Source organism: Dictyoglomus sp. LHC4, assembly GCF_055181355.1.
Window position 1 is genome coordinate 953,734 of sequence record NZ_CM143707.1, and the last position, 21,272, is coordinate 975,005.

Consider the following 21,272-nt stretch of genomic DNA (forward strand, 5'->3'; position numbering starts at 1 on the left):
ATTATGTATAGAGAATTAGTTAGTGTGATCAAAGGAAAGAAAACTATATCTGATAATGAATTAAAGCCTTTTTCCTCCCTTTCCGAGGAGGAAAAAGGCAAGTTATCTGATCATGCTCTTCTCTCTTATATCAAAATTGGAGATAGAGAGGCCTTCTCTATCCTTGTGAGAAGATACGAGAAGAAAATCTTGAATATTCTTTATCTTCAGCTTGGAAATATTCCAGATTTGGAAGATCTCGTTCAAGAAGTATTTATAAAAGCCTTTAAAAATATTAATAGTTTTAGAGGAGAATCAAAGTTTTCTACATGGCTCTATAGAATAACGATTAATATTGCTCATGATTATAGAAGAAAAAATAAAGAAGTATATTCCTTAGATAATTCAATAAATGAAGAGGATGATGGTACTTTTGAAAGTATAATAGCGGGAGATACAAAGGATCCTTTAGATATAGTAGAAAAGGAAGATGTGAAAGGTAAAGTACGTAGATTAATAAAGGAGCTTCCTAAGGAGTATCAGGAGGTTTTAATACTTAGGGAATATGAAGGATTGTCATACGAGGAGATAGCTAAAATACTAAATTGTCCTGTGGGTACCGTAGAATCAAGACTCTTTAGAGCGAGAAAAGAATTGAAAGAAAAGCTTTTAAAGGAAGATGTAAATTATGCAATGTAAAGAGGCCAAAAGATTGATATCGTCATATATTGATGGTGAAATCTCTCCAGATAAAAGGAGAGAGGTAGAAGCTCATCTTTTAACTTGTCCTGATTGTAGAAGGGAATTAGAAATGATGGAGAAAATAGTGAAATTAATCCATGAGCTTCCTGAAATTGAACCTTACGAGGAATTATCAGATAAAATCTGGGTAAAATATACCTTAGAGAAAGATGAATTTTTAAAAAACCCGTTCAGAAAATTCCTTTTAATTCTTGGTTTTATTGCTTTCTTCGGTGCAATTATCTTTCTTGCCCAGAATTATTTTAAATCTCAGAGTTTTGATAAAGACATATACAGTTATTATAACTTTCATGGAAAAATGAGTACTTCAATAAATGAAAATACTTTAATCGATCTTGTACTTTATCAGTATAGTGGAAAATAAGTAATGAAAAGGATATTTGTACTGTTTATAAGCCTCTTTTATATTACAACTGTATTTGCTGAAGATCCTTTTGAAATTATAAGAAATTTTGAAAAAAATAATGGTATAGTGCCATTTTCAGGCATAGAGGTTTCTATATTATTTGATGATCCTAATTTTGAGAAAACAAGTATTGCTAGGGTTTATTCTAATGGTAATTATCTTTTTAGAAAAGATTATTTATCTCCGCCCTTTCTTTTGGGTAGAGTGGTTATAGCTAATGGAAAATATCAATATGATTTTGACCCTAAGATTAATGTAATAAGAATTTCCCCTTCATCTTTTATCATAAGAACTAAAGATGAGATAGAAAGACAAATAAAGTTATTAAGGAAAAATTATATTGTTACTATAGAAAATAAGGAGGTATTTTTAGGCAGGAAGGTATATGTTATTCTATTCGTTTCTAAATATACTAAGAAACTTATAAGTAAAATGTGGATAGATAGTGAAAAATATATATCTTTGAGAACTGATAAGTATAATAGTAATGGAAAAATTGTGGGAAGAACGATGTTTATAGAGATTAATTTTAATCCTAAGTTCTCTGAGAATCTTTTTAATCTTGACTTTATAAGAAATAAGAATACGAAAATAGAGGAGAGTAAATTGGTCGAGGAAAAAATTAATAATGCAAAAGTACCTTTTGAACTTCCTTTAGGATATATGCTTGTTAAATTTTATTCTATAATAGAAGATACTGATAAAATTACCTATTATTATAAATATTCGGATGGGGTTATTGATTTGTCCCTTTTTGAGGGCAATATTCCTATCAGACCTACCGGATATCCTATTATTATTGATGATACTCAGGTATTTTTTGCATCTAATATTCTATGGAAATCTATAGTTTGGAAGAAAGATAATAAATATTATCTTCTCGTGGGTGATATTCCTGATAATTATGTAGAAACAATTTTTATAAAAGTAATGAAAGAATTATCCATAAGAGAAGTAAAAAAGGAACCTTTAGAAAAAGCTTTTATCCAAAAGTAGGGTTAAATATAAAGTCTTTTTAAGAAAACATTTATCATTGCATCTTCTACATTTTCTTTTACCATGTTCTATAATCAGTGCGTGATATTCTTGATATAGTTGGTAAATTGGGAATAAAGAGTTGTGAAAAATTTGTTGCCATTTCTCATAAGGTAATTTGTAGTCATAAAGTCCAAGGCAGTGAAATAATCTTTTAGTATAGTTGTCAATTACGAAAACAGGTCTATTTAATGCATATAATAAAATGGAATCTGCAGTTTCCATACCTATACCATTTATGTTTAAAAGTTCTTTTCTTAGATATGATGTAGGATAAGTGTTCATCTTAGATATGTTCCCTTCAAATTTATTAATTAAAAAAACTATAAAACTTTTAAGTCTTTTTGCTTTTATTTTGTAAAATCCGCATGGTTTAATAAGATTTGACAAATCCTTTTCAGAGATGTTGTAAATACTATAAGGATCAAGAATATTATGTTTTTTTAAATTATTAATTGCCCTTTCCACATTATTCCAACTTGTGGCCTGAGTAAGAATAGCTCCTACTATTACTTCAAAGGGAGTTTCAGCAGGCCACCAATATTGAGGACCATATCTATCAAAAAGAATTTTAAAAATCTCTTCTATTTGGTTCAATGTCTAAAATGTCTGGTATCTATCATGACTAATATGATTCCATTTTTCTCTGCTTCTTTTATTACTTCCTCATCTCTTATGGACCCTGATGGTTGAATTACAGCCTTTATTCCGTATTGGACTGCAAGAGTTATGGAATCTGGAAAAGGAAAGAAGGCGTCAGATGCAAGATAAGCTCCTTTTGCTTTTTCTCCTGCCTGTTCTAGTGCTATTTTTACTGAATTCACTCTATTCATTTGTCCGACTCCAATTCCTAAGGTTTGTTTGTTTTTACTAACCACAATAGCATTTGATTTAACATGTTTTACAACTTTTAAAGCAAAAAGTAATTCTTCTATATCCTTTTCATCAGGTTTTATAGATGTTTTTACTTCATAGTTATTCATCAGTACATTATTGAAGGTTTGAATTAAGAATCCTCTCCTTAAAGATCTTATTTCAAAAGGATTCTCTGGAATATTTTCTTTATATATTAAAACTCTTAAGTTCTTTTTAGCAGAAAGAATATTTTTAGCTTCTTCTGTTATACCTGGTACTACTACAATCTCAAAAAAAGATTTTGTTATCTCTTTTGCTGTATTTTCGTCTAAAATAAAATTGCATGCTATAATTCCACCATATGCTGATACAGGATCACTTTCAAGGGCTTTTAAAAAGGCTTTAGTGGGGTTATTGTCAGAAGCTACACCGCAAGGATTGTTATGCTTGATAATTGCTACAGTAGGCTCTGTAAATTCTTTAACTAAATTCCAAGCTGAATCCATATCTAAGAGATTATTATAGGATAATTCTTTTCCTTGAAGTTTCTCAAAAGGTATTTCTTGATAAGGTAAAGTATAAAATCCTGCTTTTTGCTGAGGATTTTCTCCATATCTTAACACTAATTTCTTTCTTAAATTGAGATTTATATTTTCATAAAATTCTTTAGATAAATAAGCGAATATAGTTTGATCATATATAGAAGTAATAGAAAAGGCTTTAATAGCCATTTCTCTTCTAAATTCAATATCATCCTTGTTTTCCCTTAAATATTGAATTACTTTCTCGTAATCTTCAGGAGATGGGACCACAAGAACATATGGAAAGTTTTTTGCAGCTGCTCTTAAAAGGCTTACACCTCCGATATCAATGTTTTCTAATGCTTCTTCTAAAGATACATCTTTTTTAGAAATAACTTTTGCAAAAGGATAGAGGTTGCAAACAACAATATCTATTAAAGGGATATTTTCTTTCTGTAGGTCTTCTATGTCTTCTTTTTTATCTCTTCTAGCCAAAATTCCTGCAAATATTTTAGGATGAAGGGTTTTAACTCTTCCACCAATTAATTCTTTGAAACCTGTATATTCAGATACTTCTTTTACTTCAAATCCTTTCTCCCTTAGATATTTAGCAGTAGAAGAAGTCGCAATAACCTGATATCCGTGGTTGATTAGTTCAAGGCAAAGGTTCTCAATTCCAGTCTTGTCATAAACACTAATGAGAGAGAAAGGCATTAGTATATAACCTCCTTCTTATTGTTTTTTGAATTCTTCAGGATTTAAATCTCTTAATAGTTTTGTTAATTCTTCTTCTGCATTATATTCCTCTACGAAACCAGCTTCTTCCAATACCTGGGAATCTACATAAATGGGAGATTGAGTTCTTAAAGCAAGGGCCATAGCATCAGAAGGTCTGGAGTCGATTTCTAATATTTTATCGCTTACATTTAAGAAAATGGTCGCATAAAAAGTATTTTCTTTTAAGGAATGTATATAAACTTTATCTACCTTAGCATTTAAAGATTCAATTATATTTTTTAGTAGGTCATGGGTAAGAGGTCTCCCTATATCTATTTTTTCCAAAGCAATAGCAATAGCGTTTGCTTCAAAAGGACCTATCCATATTGGGAGGAATCTTTTACCTTCTGGCTTTTCTCTTAAAAGAACAATAAACTGATTGGTTTGAGGATCTAAACTTAGCCCTGCTATATAAACCTCAACCATCATGATATTTCACCTCTTTTGATTGACCTTTATCATATCTTAACCCAAATGTGCTCATTTGTAAATCATTGTGATATAATTCTGCTGTATGATGAGAAAATTAGAATTTAAAGGTACATCAATTTTAATTTTTGTAGCTTTAATATGGGGAAGTACTTTTTCTTTGACGAAGATATCTTTAAAATATCTTACTCCTTTTTTTCTTCTATTTGGAAGATTCTTTTTGGGAAGCCTATTTTTAAGTATTTATTTCATAGCTAGAAGGATTCCTTTAACAATAAATTGGGCAGGATCAATTTTAGGAATTATTAATTTTTCAGCTATAGCTTTTCAAACTTTTGGATTAAGATCTACAACCGCCACAAAAGGTGCTTTTATAACTGGGCTTTCTGTTTTAATGGTTCCATTTTTTGAAAGAATATTTTTTGGAAGTAAAATTGGTATTAGATTATGGTTTTCGGTTTTTATAGGCTTCTTAGGATTAACCATGCTTACTATCGATTTTAAGCAAATTGGTTATGTAAATTGGGGAGACTTCCTGGTTTTTATTTGCGCATTACTCTATGCTATCCAGATCGTCTATATTGCATATGTAGTTCATAAAAAAGAAGTTTTAGATCTTGCTTTTTCTGAACTCTTTGTAACAGCGCTTTTAGCATTATTGTTCCATATTTTTTTTGAACCAGGAAGTCTCCCTTTTAAAAATATTTTTATATCTTTTCTTCCTGTTTTTTACTTAGGTACTATTGCTACTTCTTTAACTCTGACACTTCAACTTATAGGTCAAAAGTACCTTACTCCTACGAAATCAGCCTTAATATATAACTTAGAACCAGTTTTTGCTACTGTTTTCGCCTTTTTTGTATTAAAAGAATCATTATCTTTTATTCAGTTTATTGGAGCTTTTCTTATACTCTTATCTTTGTTCATTTCTATTCCTTCTTCTCCAATAGATAATTAGATAATGTATTTACGGAGGAAATAAGATAAGTGATAATTGAATTAATACCAGCCTTAATTAAATTAAATGGAATTATCACTGGAATAATTAATGGAATAATATTACTTCTTGGTACTCCTAAGTAGATGGGAGTGAGTATTAAATTTGCAATTGCCATTATTATAGCCATACTTATTGTCCCAAAAAATAGAGATAAAATTTTATTTTTTGTTTTTCTATATAATATGCCAGATACTGTTATTAAGGTGCCTGTGGCTATAAAATGCATAAGAGCTCCTATAGGTCCACCTTGGCCCGTGAATATGGCCATCAAAATTGCTACAATAAGAGTTGTAAGGATACCCTCCGAAATGCCATAATACAAAGATATTAATAATAAAGGAATATCTCCTGGATCATATAATAAATAGGGGGCTTGGGGGAGAATGGGAAAATAGATTGTTATTGATAAGATGATAGATAAGGCTGTTAAAATAGAAATTGTTGTAAGTTTTTTAGTGGTCATGTTATCAACCTCCTTTTTTAGTATTAAAAAAAGCCCTGGAGGTATTTACCTCCAGGGCTTTTTTTACAAATAAATAAATTACCTTCTCCCATCCGGACTATACCGTCGGCCCTGGATTCTCACCAGGTCTGCAAGCCAAAAGGCTTGCTCGCAGGCTTAGGTATCTCTTGTAGAGATACCATCACTGCCGGTCGGGAATTGGGAAGAGCTTTATCTCTTCCCTCACCCTGCCCCGAAGGTAATACCTTGCCGATAATTTTAAATTAAATTATGGTTTTTGTCAAATTTACTCTACAGAAAGGGATGATGGATAGGCAATTACACCTACAGTGCCAGGTCCAGAATGAACACTTAGAGCCGCTGATAATTTATTAATAAGTACTTCTTTTATTTCAAAATGTTTAGCAATTTCTTCTTTTAATTTCTGTACTTCTTCCCATGCATTTGCATGAAGTAATCCTATACTCAAATTGATTTTTTCTTTAAAAAAATCTTGCATATGAGATATAATTTTTTGATAGGCATTAAGCCTTCCTCTGGCTTTATCTAAAGCAAAAAGAACTCCCTCTTTGTCAATTGAAATTATGGGATTGATATTTAATATTTCAGCTAAAAGATACTTTGCTTTACTTATTCTTCCACCAGCTGCAAGATATTTTAATGTTTCATTAGTAAAAGCATGAAATAAGTTATCTCTTATTTTTTGAATATGTTCTACTGCTTCTTTCAGAGATAATCCTTTTAATGCAGCTCGAGCAGCTTCTATAGCCATAAACCCAGTCCCTAATGAAACACTTTTAGAATCTATAACTTCTATTTCATAATTTTGATTTTCCTCTTTTAGTATAGATTTTGCCATACTGGCTGATTGAAAAGCACCGCTTCCCCATGATGTTAAATGTATGCTTAATACAGAAAGGCCATCTTCTAAGATTTTTTTAAATGCTTCGTAATATTCTCCAACTCCAGGGCATGCTGTTTTAGGAAGGTTATTTTCTGGAGCCTTTTTTAGATATTCCCAAACATCTTCAGGCTGAATATCAGCATTTTCTTCATAAGATTTTCCATCCATATGAATATAGTAAGGAATTATATTAATATTAAGCCCTTTTCCTATCTCAGTAGGTATATCAGACGTAGTGTCTGTTACAACTTTAAATTTTATATTCTTATCCATGGTTACCTCCATGACAAATTAGTCTTAAATAATAATAACATATATTATTTTAATTAGTAATTCTTTTTTTTGATTTTTTTATCCTATTAGTTTATAATTTAAGATAAAAACGTTTGCTTATAAGGAGGTATTATAATGGAAGAAAAAGAGTTAAGTAAAAAAGTTAAAGAATTAATTAAAAAGATGACTCTCGAAGAGAAAATTGCACAATTACAGGCAGTTTTTGCCAAAAATTTAGTAGATGAAAAGGGAGAATTTTCTGAGGAAAAAGCTCAAAAATACTTGAAATATGGAATAGGACAAATTACAAGATTGGCTGGTGAGAAAGGTGTAGAACCTGAAAAAGCAGTTATTCTGAGAAACAAAATTCAAAAGTTTCTTAAAGAAAAAACAAGACTTGGAATACCTGCTATTATTCATGAGGAATGTCTCAGCGGATATTTAGCAAAGGGTGCAACTACTTTTCCACAAGCGATTGGTATGGCAAGTACCTTTGAACCTGAGCTCATTCAAAAAGTAACTGATATTATTAGAAAACAAATGAAGGCTGTAGGAGTACATCAAGGATTAGCTCCAGTTCTTGATATTCCAAGAGATCCAAGATGGGGAAGATCTGAAGAAACTTTTGGAGAGGATCCATATTTAGTTTCAAGAATGGCTTCATCTTATGTGAAGGGGCTCCAAGGTGAGGACTGGAAAGAAGGAATAGTTGCTACAATTAAACATTTTACTGCTTATGGTATTTCTGAAGGTGCAAGAAATTTAGGACCAGCTAAGATTGGAGAAAGAGAACTTAGAGAAGTGTTCCTTTTCCCATTTGAAGTGGCTGTAAAAGAGGCTCAAGCTGGTTCTTTAATGAATGCATATCATGAAATAGATGGTGTGCCTTGTGCTTCATCTAAATATTTGTTAACTAAAATATTAAGATGGGAATGGGGTTTTAAAGGTTTTGTGGTTTCTGATTATGTTGCTATTAGGATGTTAGAAAGTTTTCATAGAGTAGCAAGGGATGCTAAAGAGGCTGCAGTTTTAGCACTAGAAGCAGGTATCGATATCGAGTTACCTGAAATTGATTGTTATGGAGAACCTCTTATTCAAGCAGTAAAGGAAGGTTTAATTTCAGAGGAAGTTATAGATACCTCTGTGGAGAGAGTACTTAGAGCAAAATTCCTATTAGGATTATTTGAAGAAGAAGATAAAGATCCTAAGAAAATATATGAAACTTTTGATCTTCCTGAACATCGTGAACTAGCAAAAGATGTTGCCAGAAGATCAATTGTCTTACTTAAGAATAATGGAATTCTTCCTCTTCCAAAAGATATAAAATCAATTGCAGTAATAGGTCCTAATGCTGATAATCCAAGAAATTTGCATGGAGATTACAGCTATACTGTACATATTCCGTCTGTTTCTGAAACATTAGAAGGCCAAAAGATAGAGGAAATATGTGCTGTACCAACAGTAAGTATACTTGAGGGAATAAGATATAAAGTTTCTAAGAATACAGAAATTCATTATGCTAAAGGATGTGATATAGTGGATGGTTCTGATGAAGATATAAGAAAGGCTTTAGAAGAAGCTAAGAAGTCAGAAGTTATAATTGCTGTTATGGGAGAAGAGAGTGGTCTTTTCCATAGAGGCATATCTGGCGAAGGTAATGATAGGTCAGAATTAGAACTTCCTAAGATCCAAAGAAAATTGCTTAAAGAGCTTAAAAAGTTAGGTAAACCCATTATACTTGTTCTTATACATGGAAGACCATTAGCTTTGAAATGGGAAGATGAAAATATGGATGCTATTTTAACTGCTTGGTATCCTGGAGAAGAAGGAGGAAATGCAGTAGCAGATGTTATATTTGGTGATTACAATCCTTCAGGAAAACTTCCTATATCTTTTCCAGCTGTAACAGGTCAAATACCGGTATATTATAATAGAAAGCCTTCTGCCTTTACTGATTATGTTGATGCTAAAGCTAAGGCCCTATATCCTTTTGGTCATGGTCTATCTTATACAAAGTTTGAATATTCCAATTTAGAGATAAGGCCTCAAATAATTAATTCCTTAGAGCCTGTTGAGATAATTTTCAAAATAAAGAATGTAGGAAAACTATCTGGAGAAGAGGTGGTACAACTTTATATACATGATGAAATAGCAAGCTTGGAAAGGCCAGTTAAAGAATTGAAAGGATTCAAAAAGGTCTATTTAAATCCTGGAGAGGAAAAAACTGTAAAATTTATTTTGTACCCTGAACAACTTGCTTTCTATGATGAGTTTATGAGGTTTATAGTAGAAAGAGGAAATTTTGAGGTAATGATTGGATCTTCTTCTGAAGATATCAAACTTAAAGGTAATTTCCAGGTTAAAGAGACAAAAGTAATAACTGAGAAGAGAAAATTTTCAAGTGATGTAATAGTAGAATAGATAAGATGGGAGGAGATAAATCTCCTCCCTTTTATTTTACTGTTTCATCGTATTCCCAACCCATTATGTCATATAATTTTCTTCTTCCTTCTTTATCCATTTCTAATTCTTTTCTGGCATACATGGCTACTTCAAAAGATTTTTCACGGGGTACTATGACTACTCCATCTCCATCTGCAATTACAATATCACCTGGGTTTACAGTTACACCTTCTATGTTAACAGGTATATTCATAGCATCGAACTGTAGCCTTCCGATTACAGTTTTTTGAGATACAAATTTACACCAAAAAGGAATCTTTTGTAAAACTAATTCATCAGTATCTCTTGGACCTCCGTTGGTTAAATATCCAACTGCTCCTCTGGTAAAACCTAATAAAGAGTTGTTTGATCCCATTAATCCAGCATCTACACTACTCTGATCTATTACTATAAAATCTCCCTTTTTAATTGTTTCTAACCATGGATAAGTACATATATTGTGATAATAATAACCCATCCATTCTAAATATTCTTTTGGAGTCATTTTAGGTATTTCTCCTTTAAATGGAAGATATCTAACAGTTTTAGCAATACCTATGGCTCTTATCCTAAAAAGAGGTTTTATGGTATAGGGAATTGAATAATTGAAATGTAGTAATAAATAGTCGAGTCCATCCCTAACATCTGCTACTCTTAATCCTTCAAAAAGTTGAAGAAGTTCTTGATTTTCTCTCTCATTGAACTCCATTGTCATTCCTCCTCTATAAAATATATATTTTTTTCATTAGGCTTTCTCTTAATTGAAAATTCATTTAAAGTCAAAAGCACAATTTCTGCTAAATACAATACTTGAGAATTAAACTCAATATGGCCTGAATATGTATTTTTTAAGTCTGAAGCCACGAAATGAAGATGTGGTTCATATTTTATTATCATACCTTGAAGGGATGATAGTTCAAAAGGTCCTTCTAAAGATAGATATTCATTTTCAGGATGCATAGATGTGGAAAGAACACGATGATATGTTAACTTTTTTAAGGTGCCAATTCCATTAATTACACAAGCATTTTTAATATTATTATGTTTAAGATAGTCAACTATGCTTTCAATGAGAAATTCTTCAGGTTCTAAGTTGATAATTATTATTTCATTATTTTGGATGATAGCTTTTTTAAAAGCTCTCATATATTGTCACCCCTTTAATTTTATTTATAGTTAAAATATTAATAGTTAAAATATTAAATTCAAACTTATACATGGTCAAGTATATAAATAATTGACTTATTTTTTCTAATATGATACCTTTATATTAAAAATGGTATTTAAATGGTATTTTTTTAAATATGAAGCTTAAATCATTAGTTAAAGAAAAGGTTAAAGAAAAGATATTAAAATTAATAGAAGAGAATAGGGGTAATGATTATGTAAAAATACCCTCAGAAAGGGATCTTTCTAAAACTTTTCAGGTTAGTCGTACTACTATACGTTCTGTGATAAAAGAATTAATTGATTATGGATTACTTGTACAATTTCAAGGGAAAGGCACATATATTGTGCCTAAGGCTCAAGATAAAATTGTCCATATTTTGTTCTCTCCTGATATAAAAAGTGAAGACCCATTTTATGCTAAATTTTTTATGGAGCTAAATAATATTTTTACTATTAATGGTTTTAAAATCCTTTTTGTAAACGTAGAAAGTCTTACCAAAGAAAATAAGGATATCCCTATTGTTGTGATAGGTCTTTTAAAGGATGAATTAATAGATAAAGTTAAGAGAAATTATAAATATATTCTGACCATAGAACAGTATATGAATCATGATGAGATTATACAGGTCTCTGTAGATGATTACAGGATAGGATGGATGGCTGCTGAAATTCTAATTAAGTCTGGATATTTATTTTTAATCCATTTAGCAGGTCCAGAAAGATATACGGCATCTTATCTTAGGAAAGTCGGTTTTTTAGATAGAGTGAAAAATTCTACCGGTATAAATTATAGGGTTATTGAATCAAAAATGAACTATACGTCAGGTTATATGATTGGTGACGAAATTTTTAATATATATAGTAAACTTAAGGAGCCTATAGGTATTTTTACTGCAAATGATTGGATGGGAATTGGTTTAATCCAAAAGTTAAAAGAGAAAGGATTAAATATTGGTAAAGAAATTGGTATAATAGGTTGTGATAATATTTCCCTCTCTACTGAAATAAAGCCTTCATTAACTACTTTTAAATGGGACGTGGAGAAGATAGTCAGAGAGACTTTAAACATTATTGTTGATATTAATCATGGTAAGAATATTACTCAAAAGAGGGTACTAATTCCTGCTCAAGTTATATATAGGGATTCTTTGAGATTGTAATTGACAAATATGAATAGTCATTTATAATAATACATTGGTATCAAAATGGTTTTAAAGTGGTTTATAATTAATAAAGATTGGTAGAGTAGAAAGTTTTGGGGGTTAATTCTAAACTATTAAGAAAGGGGGTTCATTATGAAAAAACTGAGTAGTTTCCTATTAGTTGTGCTGTTTTTGTTCTTAGCTATTATTTTAACTGGAGCCCAAACAAATAAGATTACTATTTGGTGCTCAGAAAAACAAGTGGATATTCTTCAAAGATTGGGGGAAGAGTTTAAAGCAAAATATGGGGTCAATGTTGATGTTCAATATGTAGAATTTGGTTCTATAAAACCTAATTTTCTTACGGCAGCTCCTCAAGGTAAAGGTGCAGATATAATTGTGGGAGCCCATGATTGGGTTGGTGAATTGGTGGTTAATGGTTTATTAGAACCAATCCCTCAATTTAAAGATCAGAGCCAATTTTACAATACTGCTCTTAGTGCTTTCTCTTATGGTGGTAAATTATATGGACTACCATATGCAATGGAAGCTATAGCTCTTATTCATAATAAAGATTATGTAAAAGTACCACCTTCTACTTTTGATGCTTTAATAACAACAGCCAAAAGAATAAATACTGCTTATAAAGGAAAGATTAGAGGATTTGTAACAAGTGCTGCAGAATTTTATTATGTTGCCCCTATAATTTTTGGGTATGGTGGGTATGTATTTAAAGAAACACCAAAGGGTCTTGATGTAATAGATATTGGTCTTGCAAATCCTGGTGCTATTAAAGGGGCAAAGTTATGGAAAAGGCTAGTAGATGAGGGCATATTAACACCTGGAGATAACTATCAGATAATGGATTCAATGTTTAAAGAAGGTAAAGCTGCAATGATCATTAATGGACCGTGGGCTGTAAAAGCTTATAAAGATGCCGGTGTAAATTATGGAGTAACAGTAATACCAGCGCTTGAAAAAGGAATTGTAGCAAAACCCTTTGTAGGTGTACAAGGATTTATGATTAATGCTAAATCACCTAATAAGATTCTTGCTCGTGATTTCCTTATAAATTACGTAGCAACAAAAGATACAATGTATAAGATTTATTTGGCAGATCCAAGACTTCCTGCAAGAAAAGATGTTCTTTCATTAGTAAAAGATAATCCAGACATTGTTGGATTCACTAAGAGCGCTGCTAATGGAATTCCAATGCCCAATGTACCTGAGATGGCCTCTGTATGGAGTGCAATGAATGATGCATTGAATCTTATAATTAATAATAAGGCTACCCCAGAAGAAGCTTTAGAAAATGCTGTCAAAGCTATAAAAGCTCAAATTAAGAAGTAGTAAACTTTTAAAAGGGGCCTAAGAGCATAATCCTTAGGCCCCTTTTTTATAGGAGGGATGATTTTGAGGAGCTTTTTAAAAATTTTTTTATGGTTAGTTCTTGCTATAGTTAATGGTATTCTTTTTTGGGGTGGTGTTTATTTAATTCAAGATTCTTATCATGAACTTGGAGTTATTATTATATCAGCTCTTTTATTAATTGATTTTTTTATTTTTAACCCAAAGGCCTATCCTTATAGATATACTATCCCAGCTTTAATTTTTCTTTTTCTTCTTGTTTTGTACCCTATATACTTTACAATAAAAACTGCCTTTACAAATTATGGGACGGGTCATATATTTACAAGACAAGAATCTTTAGAAAGAATTTTATATGATCCAAATTATACTTATGTGGTGGATAAAAAGCCTATAAACTTTAAAATATTTACTATTTATGATGATTTTAAACCTACAGAAGATTTTGTTCTACTTTTTAATATTAATAATGAAACTTATATAGGTACTGTTCCTGTACCTGTTAAGCAAAGAGGAAGAGAAATCCTTTTAAGAGAGGGTAAACTCTATAAATTATCGACGTCAAAAATTAATATTAATGGTAATGTTTATGAATTCATTCCTGAACCATCATTTTCTAAAATAGAAAAAATTATTTCTACTAGTAAAATATACGAACCCTTATATTCTCTAAATGATAATAATTTAGAAAAGAATTCTTATTATTTTACCTTACTTATACAAAAGTTTCTTTCTACCGCAGAGTATATAACCCCAGAAGGAAAGATAGTTTGTGTAAAAATTGATGAAGATGGAAAATGGAAATTTTTTGCCATAGAGAGACTTTATAGATTGACTTATGAAAATGTAGAAGAAAACGGCAAAAAGATTACAAAAATGGTAATTATAAACACAAAAACGAATAAGCCTTTAATTGAGGAGGAAGGATCTTTCTATGATGTAGATGAAAATGGTAATAAGATATTTCTTGTTGGTTATACTGCTTATGTAGGGTTTAAAAATTTTTCAAGAATTTTTACTGATGAAAGGATATCTGGCCCTTTCTTTAAAATATTTATATGGACTATAGAGTGGTCTCTTTTTACAGTTTTATTTTCTTTTTCAATTGGTCTTGCCTTTGCTTTAGTTTTGAATAATAGAAAACTTAAAGGAAGAAACATATATAGAACTCTTTTAATAATTCCTTGGGCTATTCCTTATTTCATATCAGTCTTAACATGGAAAAATGGAATATTTAATGAAACATATGGTATATTGAATAAAATTATTTTACCTCTCTTAGGTCTTAATCCGATAAAATGGTTTAATGATCCTTTTTGGGCTAAAGTGATTTGTATTGTTGTTAACACTTGGCTAACCTTTCCATATATGATGACCATATCCTTGGGAGCACTACAATCTATTCCAGATGATTTATATGAAGCAGCTGCTATAGATGGATCTGGAAAATTAAGTAGGTTTAGATATGTAACTTTTCCTTTATTACTTTCTATTATTGCTCCACTTTTAATAAGTAGTTTTGCATATACTTTTAATAACTTCACTCTTATATATTTATTAAATGGGGGCGGACCACCAATGGTAGGTTCGACTACTCCGGCAGGTCATACAGATATTCTAATATCTTATGTATATAAATTAGCATTTGAGGGAAGAGGTCAGGAATTTGGTTTTGCTAGCGCAATTTCCATTTTGATTTTCTTCTTAGTAGCTGGTATAAGCTTGGTTAATTTTAAAATATCAGGAGCTTTTGGGGAAGTAAGAGGTGAATAAGAATGATAGGAAAAAGGAGGCAGATTATTACCCATATTGTATTGTGGGTTCTTATTTCTATAATACTTTTTCCTGTAGTATGGGTTGTATCAACATCCTTAAGAAGAGATGAAGCTGCTTTTTCCACAAAGCTTTTTTCTTCTAGAACTTCTATTCAAAATTATAAGGATTTACTTATCCCTGAAAAAAATATGCCTGTTTTAGCCCAAGAGTTACAGAGTTTAATTATGGTTACCCCACCTTATGACCAATGGGATAAAGGCAAAATAGAAAAAGAAATTCAGAAAGATATATCTTATTTGAAAGTATATATGAAAGAGACGAAAGATAGGCAAAAAAATGCATCAGAAGCATTTTATAAAATTAGAGATTATATGGCTTCAAAAAATGAGAATCTAAAACATGATATTATTGCAATTTTGGAAGATCTAGAAGAATATTTAAAAAGAAATCTTCCAAAAGAAGAATCAAAAAATGAAAATTTTAAATTGGCTATTGCTGCAGCCATTTATAAAAAAGATTTTGATAAAGATACAATATTAATTTTTAAAGATGATTTGGAGAAACTTTTTGGTTTAAAAATCTTCTCAGAAAAAGATATTAAAAAGTTAACCTTTCTTTTAGGAAGATACTACGAGCAAAAAATAGAAAAAAATAATAGTAAGTTGAGAGAGCTGAATAGGGTTATTAATTTAAATCAAGAAAAGTATGATAGATTGCTTAATGAATATACATATTTACAAGACAAAGTTCTAAACATTAACAATAAGATAACAAATGATATTCTCAAAGAGATTTTAACTTTTGATAAAGAATTGAAAAAAATAGTTGAAAACAATTATTTGTCATATGTTAATGTGGCATATATACCTTCCATAAATCATAAAATTACAGAAATAAAACAAATTATAGAGAATATCTCTAAGTACCCTGATTTATACGAAGTCAAAAGAGCATTAGATAATGTTAGTGCAAAATTAGCCTTAGTAAAAAAACCAGATTATAAAAAAATTGATAATATTTTATATAATTTGAAATTGCTTCTTAAAGAACTTGATAAAAATGTAGAGATTCTTCAAGAGAAAAATAGAAAGGTTGCCCTTCTAAAACAAGAAAATGAATTTTTAGAGATTGAAAAGGAACTTATTCAGGAGGAATTAGAAAAACAAGAAGAGAATATTAAGGCTTTTACGAAATACGGACAGTTAAAAATCTTTATATCAGATTTAGATAAAGATATTGAGAAAATAGAAGAAGCTAAAGATTTTAATAATTTTCTTGAATTAACATATCCTTTGAGTAATAAATTCAGAGAATTTGTTACTTCTTATATCATTGATTTTGGTCGAGATAATCAGATCATGAATGTTGAGCAAACAGCGGATAAGTTAAAGTGGCTTAATGATTTTAAAATCTTTTACGAAAAATTCAATCTTTTTTCAACAAATCTAAATCTTATTGCAGAAAAATCAGATTCTCTTATTTATGCTATTGATAATAAATGGAAAGAAGTTTTTGAAAAATCTTTTAAAGGAGAAAAAAGCTATCTACCCGAAATTGATGATTTATACAATTTGATAAAAACTGATTTTGTTAATATGGTAAGCTCAAATCTCAATATTGTCTCAAAAAAAGCTGGAGAATTGATGGATAATATGCCATACGGAGAGATTAAAGGTTATTTAAAGAAAATTGATAATGAAGTGTTTCGAATAGATCAAATATGGAAACAAAAAACAAAACATTATTTCTTAAGATGGGTAAGAAATTCTATTATAGTTTCTGGAGTATCAGCTATAATTACAACCTTTATTTGTGCTTTAGCAGCATATCCATTCAGTAGGATGAGATTTTGGGGAAGAAGGTATGGTATTCTTACCCTTCTTCTTATACAGATGTTCCCAAGTGCTGTATATATGATAGCTATATATAGCTTACTTAATCTTCTTGGAAAATTTATTCCATTTTTAGGTCTTGATACTCTTTCGGGTTTGACTTTTGTTTATTTAGGAAATATTGCCTATAATATGTTCCTTATAAAGGGTTACTATGATACTATTCCTGACTCTTTGGAAGAATCAGCAATGATAGATGGAGCTACAAGATTTCAAACTTTTTATAAGATAATACTTCCTTTAGCTAGGCCAATACTTACAGTAGTGGTAATACTAACATTCATGAATGTGTTTAACGAATTTATCTTTGCACGAATTATTCTTCAAGATGCTCAAAAATATACATATGCAATAGGGCTTTGGACCTTTTCTTCCGGTCCTTATATGACTGAGTGGGGTCTTTTTACAGCTGCTGCCCTGTTAGGTATGCTTCCTATGACTATGCTATTCCTTTCATTGCAAAAGTATATAGTTAGTGGTCTTACGAAGGGTGCTGTTAAAGGGTAAAATTGGGGAGGTGAAATGTAATGAAAAAAATAATATTCCTTTTAATCTTATTGGGGGTTACGATGATTCTCATAAATAGTTATGGAGAAGATAAAATTTTTGTAAATCCAATAGATGGAATATCAAAGGATTTTATAAATGGTGTTGATATATCCATGTTATATGAAGTAGAAGCTAAGGGTGGGAAATTTTATGACAATGGAGTACAAAAGGATCCATTACAGATTTTGAAAGATCATGGGGTCAATTGGGTTAGAGTTAGGATTTGGAATGATCCGTATGATGGAAAGGGAAATCCATATGGTGGGGGTATTTGTGATTATAAAAGGATGACAGAGCTTGTTAAAAGAGCTAAAACTCTTGGACTAAAAGTTCTTGTAGATTTTCATTATAGTGATTTTTGGGCAGATCCTGGTAAACAGGAAAAACCAAAGGCATGGAAGAATTTAAAAGGAGCTCAATTAATAAAAGCAGTTTCTGACTTCACATATAATGTACTTAAACATATGAAAGACAATAAAGCATTGCCTGATATGGTACAAATTGGTAATGAAGTTAATAATGGATTTTTATGGCCTGATGGTAAGCTTATAGGTGATGATGCAGGAGGTTTTGAAAACTTTGTTAAACTTTTTAATGCAGGTGCAAGTGCTGTAAGAAGGATTGATAAGAATATAAAAGTGGCAGTTCATCTAGCAGAAGGAGGAAATAGTTCCTTGTTTAAATGGTTTTTGGCAAATGTTTCTGGTCTGAAGATGGATTTTGATGTTATTGGAGTATCTTATTATCCATATTGGCATGGCACCTTGGAAGAGTTAAAGGAAAATCTTAATGATATAGCAGTAAGATATAATAAGGAGATTGCTATTTTTGAAACAGCCTATGCATGGACTCTTGAAGATGGTGATAATCATCCAAATATATTTGGTGGAGATTTATGGATAATAGGTGGATATAAACCCACTGTTCAAGGACAAGCTACAGCCATAAGAGATATTATGGAAGTTATAGCTCAAATTCCAAATAATAAAGGTTTGGGCATATTTTATTGGGAAGGTTGCTGGATTCCAGTAAATGGTGCAGGATGGAAGGAGGGGGAAGGTAATCCGTGGGATAACCAAACCTTATTTGATTTCAAAGGTAACGTATTACCATCTCTTGATATCTTTAACTTAGTTTATGGACATCAAAAAATAGATGTAAAAGTAGTAGATATTTTATCTGATGTAAAAATAAAGATTTCTACAGGAGAGATTCCTAAACTCCCAGAAAAGGTTAAAGTGCTTTTCAGTGATGATTCTATAAGAAATTTAAAAGTTACATGGGATGCTATAGATAATAAACTATTAAGTGTTCCTGGAGAATTTAAATTGAGGGGAAAGATAGAAGGTATAGATAAGGAAATATGTGCTCAGATATCAGTATCTGGAGAGAAGAATTATGTACCTAATTGGAGTTTTGAATCGGGAACTATAGATCCTTGGATAGTAGAAGGAGATAAGATGACGGTTAAGGTTGTTAAGGCTACTCCACCTCAAAATGCAAAAACAGGGGAGTATGCATTAAATTACTGGTTAGATAAACCATTTAAATTTGAAATGTACTTAGTGATTAAAGATTTAAAACCTGGTAAGTATAGAGTGAGTTTTTGGATTCATGGTAGTGGAGGAGAAAACCTTCTTAGATTTAAGGTGAGTGGCTACGGAAAAGAAGAAAAGTGTATAGATATTGTAAATACTGGATGGTTGAAATGGAGTAATCCTGCCATCAGAGATATAAATGTAACGACAGGTGAAATGAAGATTAGTATAATTGTTGATGGAAATTCAGGAAATTGGGCTTGGATCGATGATTTTGAAGTTAAAGAAGAATAATATATAATACATAATAACTTAAGGCAATGATGCCTTAAAAGAGAATAAATAGGGAGGGGGAGTAAAATTTTATGGGAGATTTCGGGATGCGTAAGTTTTTGGTCCTCTTTTTATGTTTAATGTTATTTGTTAATTTTGCTAATTCTCAAACTCCAAAAAGGGGTGGAACCTTAGTTTCTGGAAGAGGTGGGGACTCTGTTAAATTGGATCCCATTAATGTTACTGATGGCGAATCTCTAAGAGTTACGCATCAAATATTTGATACTCTTGTTAAGTACAAGCCAGAAAATACAGAGATTTTGCCAAGTCTTGCAATTAAATGGACAGTTTCGAAGAATCAAAAGACATGGACCTTTACATTGAGAAAAAATTTAAAATTCCATGATGGTACTGATTTTGATGCTTATGCTGTTAAATTTAACTTTGATCGATGGATGGATCCTAAGAATCCTTATCATATTGGTGGTGAATTCGAATATTGGGGATATATGTTTGGTGGATTTCCTGGAATTGTAAAATCTGTCTCTGTCGTTGATAAATATATAGTAAAAATTACTTTATCAAAACCTTTAGCATCAAAACCTTTAGCTCCATTTCTTTCTAACCTTGCTATGTCTTGTTTTGCTATTGCAAGTCTGGCAGCAATTAAGAAATATAAGGAAGATTTCTTTAAAAACCCTGTGGGTACTGGTCCTTTTAAATTTGTTTCTTGGAGTAAGGGAGATAAGATAGTACTTTCAGCAAATAAAAATTACTGGGATGGAGCCCTCTATCTTGATAAAATTATTTTTAGATCTATACCAGATAATTCCGCAAGATTTATGGAATTAGAAGCTGGCACAGTGGATATTATTGATGGTTTGAATCCAGAGGATGTAGAAAGGGTTAGACAAAATAAAAATTTACAATTGTTTATCAGACCAAGTTTTAATGTTGGATATCTTGCTATGAATATGGATAAAAAACCTTTTGATGATTTAAGAGTAAGGCTTGCTATAAATTACGCAATTGACAAGAAAGCAATTGTGGATGCCTTTTATCTAAATAGCAATCGTGGCTAAGAATCGTATACTACCCACCTTATGGGGATACAATGATAAATTACAAGATTATCCATATAATCCAGAAAAAGCCAAGAAATTGTTAGCTGAAGCAGGATATCCTAATGGCTTTAAAACCACATTATGGGCTATGCCAGTAAACAGGCCATATAATCCTCAACCAATGAAAATAGCAGAGGCTGTACAGAGCTATTTAAAGGCTGTTGGTATTGATGCAGAAATAGTTACTTATGATTGGGGTACTTACTTACAAAAAATAGAAAATGGTGAACATGATATGGCTTTCTTAGGATGGACAGGAGATAATGGGGATCCAGACAATTTCTTCTATGTTTTATTAGATAAGGATAATGCTGTGAAAGGTAGTGCTGGAAATATTGCTTTTTACAGATCTGATGAGTTGCACGAGATACTTATAAAAGCACAGACCATACCAGTCCAAAAAGAGAGGGCTAAATTGTATGAAAAGGCATGAGAAATAGTACACAGAGATGCTCCATGGATAATAATAGCTCATACAATGCCGCCTCTTGCGGGAAAGAAGAATATAAAAAATTATATTCCACATTCAACTGGTAGTGAACCATTGTATTGTGTATGGAAAGAATAATAAGTTTATTATTTAGTACAAAGGGG

General features: G+C 31.0%; 17 protein-coding genes, 1 pseudogene and 1 riboswitch. Of the genes and pseudogenes, 11 read left to right on the forward strand and 7 right to left on the reverse strand.

Annotated elements, in window-relative coordinates:
- Positions 1-3: 3 nt before the first annotated feature.
- The 3 genes from ACY3JO_RS04620 to ACY3JO_RS04630 are packed head-to-tail and all read left to right on the forward strand — an operon-like array spanning position 4 to position 2,143.
- On the forward strand, positions 4-678 hold the full coding sequence (locus ACY3JO_RS04620; protein ID WP_463085631.1) for an RNA polymerase sigma factor: 675 nt from the start codon (positions 4-6) through the stop codon (positions 676-678).
- The gene (locus tag ACY3JO_RS04625) at positions 668-1,105 is read left to right on the forward strand and encodes an anti-sigma factor family protein (protein WP_463085632.1); all 438 of its coding nucleotides are present in this window, start codon (positions 668-670) and stop codon (positions 1,103-1,105) included. The genes ACY3JO_RS04620 and ACY3JO_RS04625 overlap by 11 nt, the downstream gene beginning before the upstream one ends.
- A gap of 3 nt (positions 1,106-1,108) precedes the next feature.
- On the forward strand, positions 1,109-2,143 hold the full coding sequence (locus ACY3JO_RS04630; RefSeq protein WP_463085633.1) for a LolA family protein: 1,035 nt from the start codon (positions 1,109-1,111) through the stop codon (positions 2,141-2,143).
- On the opposite strand, the gene ACY3JO_RS04635 is transcribed toward ACY3JO_RS04630, so the two are convergent.
- The 3 genes from ACY3JO_RS04635 to ACY3JO_RS04645 are packed head-to-tail and all read right to left on the reverse strand — an operon-like array spanning position 2,117 to position 4,764.
- Positions 2,117-2,779 (reverse strand): endonuclease, encoded by a 663-nt coding sequence (locus ACY3JO_RS04635; protein WP_463085634.1) that lies wholly within the window; start codon positions 2,777-2,779, stop codon positions 2,117-2,119. The genes ACY3JO_RS04630 and ACY3JO_RS04635 overlap by 27 nt on opposite strands.
- Positions 2,776-4,272 carry a bifunctional phosphoribosylaminoimidazolecarboxamide formyltransferase/IMP cyclohydrolase gene (gene purH, locus ACY3JO_RS04640; RefSeq protein ID WP_463083889.1) on the reverse strand — a complete coding sequence of 499 codons (1,497 nt, stop codon included), beginning with the start codon at positions 4,270-4,272 and terminating at the stop codon, positions 2,776-2,778. The genes ACY3JO_RS04635 and purH overlap by 4 nt, the downstream gene beginning before the upstream one ends.
- Before the next feature lie 18 nt (positions 4,273-4,290).
- Positions 4,291-4,764: a bifunctional nuclease family protein gene (locus ACY3JO_RS04645; protein ID WP_463083890.1), complete on the reverse strand. Its 474-nt coding sequence runs from the start codon at positions 4,762-4,764 to the stop codon at positions 4,291-4,293.
- Positions 4,765-4,849: 85 nt separating this feature from the next.
- Between ACY3JO_RS04645 and ACY3JO_RS04650 the strand changes: the two genes are divergently transcribed.
- Complete coding sequence (locus tag ACY3JO_RS04650) at positions 4,850-5,722, forward strand: DMT family transporter (protein ID WP_463083891.1); 873 nt, start codon at positions 4,850-4,852, stop codon at positions 5,720-5,722.
- Here the strand turns inward: ACY3JO_RS04650 and ACY3JO_RS04655 are convergent.
- Both ACY3JO_RS04655 and ACY3JO_RS04660 read right to left on the reverse strand, forming a co-directional pair.
- Entirely contained in the window at positions 5,694-6,227 is a 534-nt protein-coding gene (locus ACY3JO_RS04655; protein ID WP_463083892.1) for an ECF transporter S component, read from the reverse strand. The genes ACY3JO_RS04650 and ACY3JO_RS04655 overlap by 29 nt on opposite strands.
- A gap of 76 nt (positions 6,228-6,303) precedes the next feature.
- Positions 6,304-6,471, reverse strand: a riboswitch (FMN riboswitch).
- Between the two features lie 42 nt (positions 6,472-6,513).
- The gene (locus ACY3JO_RS04660; RefSeq protein ID WP_463083893.1) at positions 6,514-7,404 is read right to left on the reverse strand and encodes a DegV family protein; all 891 of its coding nucleotides are present in this window, start codon (positions 7,402-7,404) and stop codon (positions 6,514-6,516) included.
- Between the two features lie 135 nt (positions 7,405-7,539).
- Between ACY3JO_RS04660 and ACY3JO_RS04665 the strand changes: the two genes are divergently transcribed.
- Complete coding sequence (locus ACY3JO_RS04665) at positions 7,540-9,825, forward strand: glycoside hydrolase family 3 N-terminal domain-containing protein (protein WP_463083894.1); 2,286 nt, start codon at positions 7,540-7,542, stop codon at positions 9,823-9,825.
- Positions 9,826-9,856: 31 nt separating this feature from the next.
- Here the strand turns inward: ACY3JO_RS04665 and ACY3JO_RS04670 are convergent, their stop codons facing one another.
- Both ACY3JO_RS04670 and ACY3JO_RS04675 read right to left on the reverse strand, forming a co-directional pair.
- Positions 9,857-10,555: an RraA family protein gene (locus ACY3JO_RS04670; protein WP_463083895.1), complete on the reverse strand. Its 699-nt coding sequence runs from the start codon at positions 10,553-10,555 to the stop codon at positions 9,857-9,859.
- A gap of 2 nt (positions 10,556-10,557) precedes the next feature.
- A complete protein-coding gene (locus tag ACY3JO_RS04675) occupies positions 10,558-10,992 on the reverse strand; it encodes a PPC domain-containing DNA-binding protein (protein ID WP_463083896.1) in 435 nt (144 codons plus the stop codon).
- A 158-nt stretch (positions 10,993-11,150) separates the two neighbouring features.
- Between ACY3JO_RS04675 and ACY3JO_RS04680 the strand changes: the two genes are divergently transcribed.
- The 6 genes and pseudogenes from ACY3JO_RS04680 (at position 11,151) to ACY3JO_RS04705 (ending at position 21,246) form a co-directional block, all read left to right on the forward strand.
- On the forward strand, positions 11,151-12,176 hold the full coding sequence (locus tag ACY3JO_RS04680; RefSeq protein WP_463083897.1) for a LacI family DNA-binding transcriptional regulator: 1,026 nt from the start codon (positions 11,151-11,153) through the stop codon (positions 12,174-12,176).
- Between the two features lie 135 nt (positions 12,177-12,311).
- Positions 12,312-13,508 carry a sugar ABC transporter substrate-binding protein gene (locus ACY3JO_RS04685; protein ID WP_463083898.1) on the forward strand — a complete coding sequence of 399 codons (1,197 nt, stop codon included), beginning with the start codon at positions 12,312-12,314 and terminating at the stop codon, positions 13,506-13,508.
- Positions 13,509-13,571: 63 nt separating this feature from the next.
- Positions 13,572-15,299 carry an ABC transporter permease subunit gene (locus tag ACY3JO_RS04690; RefSeq protein ID WP_463083899.1) on the forward strand — a complete coding sequence of 576 codons (1,728 nt, stop codon included), beginning with the start codon at positions 13,572-13,574 and terminating at the stop codon, positions 15,297-15,299.
- Positions 15,300-15,301: 2 nt separating this feature from the next.
- Entirely contained in the window at positions 15,302-17,701 is a 2,400-nt protein-coding gene (locus ACY3JO_RS04695) for a sugar ABC transporter permease (RefSeq protein ID WP_463083900.1), read from the forward strand.
- Positions 17,702-17,721: 20 nt separating this feature from the next.
- Positions 17,722-19,575, forward strand: coding sequence for a glycosyl hydrolase 53 family protein (locus ACY3JO_RS04700; RefSeq protein ID WP_463083901.1), 1,854 nt, complete (start codon positions 17,722-17,724; stop codon positions 19,573-19,575).
- Between the two features lie 86 nt (positions 19,576-19,661).
- A pseudogene (locus ACY3JO_RS04705) lies at positions 19,662-21,246 on the forward strand (ABC transporter substrate-binding protein).
- Positions 21,247-21,272 lie beyond the last annotated feature (26 nt).

Coding starts and splice junctions, on each gene's coding strand:
- ACY3JO_RS04620 (WP_463085631.1), top strand. CDS start 4: ATGTATAGAGAATTAGTTAGTGTGATCAAAGGAAAGAAAACTATATCT.
- ACY3JO_RS04625 (WP_463085632.1), top strand. CDS start 668: ATGCAATGTAAAGAGGCCAAAAGATTGATATCGTCATATATTGATGGT.
- ACY3JO_RS04630 (WP_463085633.1), top strand. CDS start 1,109: ATGAAAAGGATATTTGTACTGTTTATAAGCCTCTTTTATATTACAACT.
- purH (WP_463083889.1), bottom strand. CDS start 4,272: ATGCCTTTCTCTCTCATTAGTGTTTATGACAAGACTGGAATTGAGAAC.
- ACY3JO_RS04645 (WP_463083890.1), bottom strand. CDS start 4,764: ATGATGGTTGAGGTTTATATAGCAGGGCTAAGTTTAGATCCTCAAACC.
- ACY3JO_RS04650 (WP_463083891.1), top strand. CDS start 4,850: ATGATGAGAAAATTAGAATTTAAAGGTACATCAATTTTAATTTTTGTA.
- ACY3JO_RS04655 (WP_463083892.1), bottom strand. CDS start 6,227: ATGACCACTAAAAAACTTACAACAATTTCTATTTTAACAGCCTTATCT.
- ACY3JO_RS04660 (WP_463083893.1), bottom strand. CDS start 7,404: ATGGATAAGAATATAAAATTTAAAGTTGTAACAGACACTACGTCTGAT.
- ACY3JO_RS04665 (WP_463083894.1), top strand. CDS start 7,540: ATGGAAGAAAAAGAGTTAAGTAAAAAAGTTAAAGAATTAATTAAAAAG.
- ACY3JO_RS04670 (WP_463083895.1), bottom strand. CDS start 10,555: ATGGAGTTCAATGAGAGAGAAAATCAAGAACTTCTTCAACTTTTTGAA.
- ACY3JO_RS04675 (WP_463083896.1), bottom strand. CDS start 10,992: ATGAGAGCTTTTAAAAAAGCTATCATCCAAAATAATGAAATAATAATT.
- ACY3JO_RS04680 (WP_463083897.1), top strand. CDS start 11,151: ATGAAGCTTAAATCATTAGTTAAAGAAAAGGTTAAAGAAAAGATATTA.
- ACY3JO_RS04685 (WP_463083898.1), top strand. CDS start 12,312: ATGAAAAAACTGAGTAGTTTCCTATTAGTTGTGCTGTTTTTGTTCTTA.
- ACY3JO_RS04695 (WP_463083900.1), top strand. CDS start 15,302: ATGATAGGAAAAAGGAGGCAGATTATTACCCATATTGTATTGTGGGTT.
- ACY3JO_RS04700 (WP_463083901.1), top strand. CDS start 17,722: ATGAAAAAAATAATATTCCTTTTAATCTTATTGGGGGTTACGATGATT.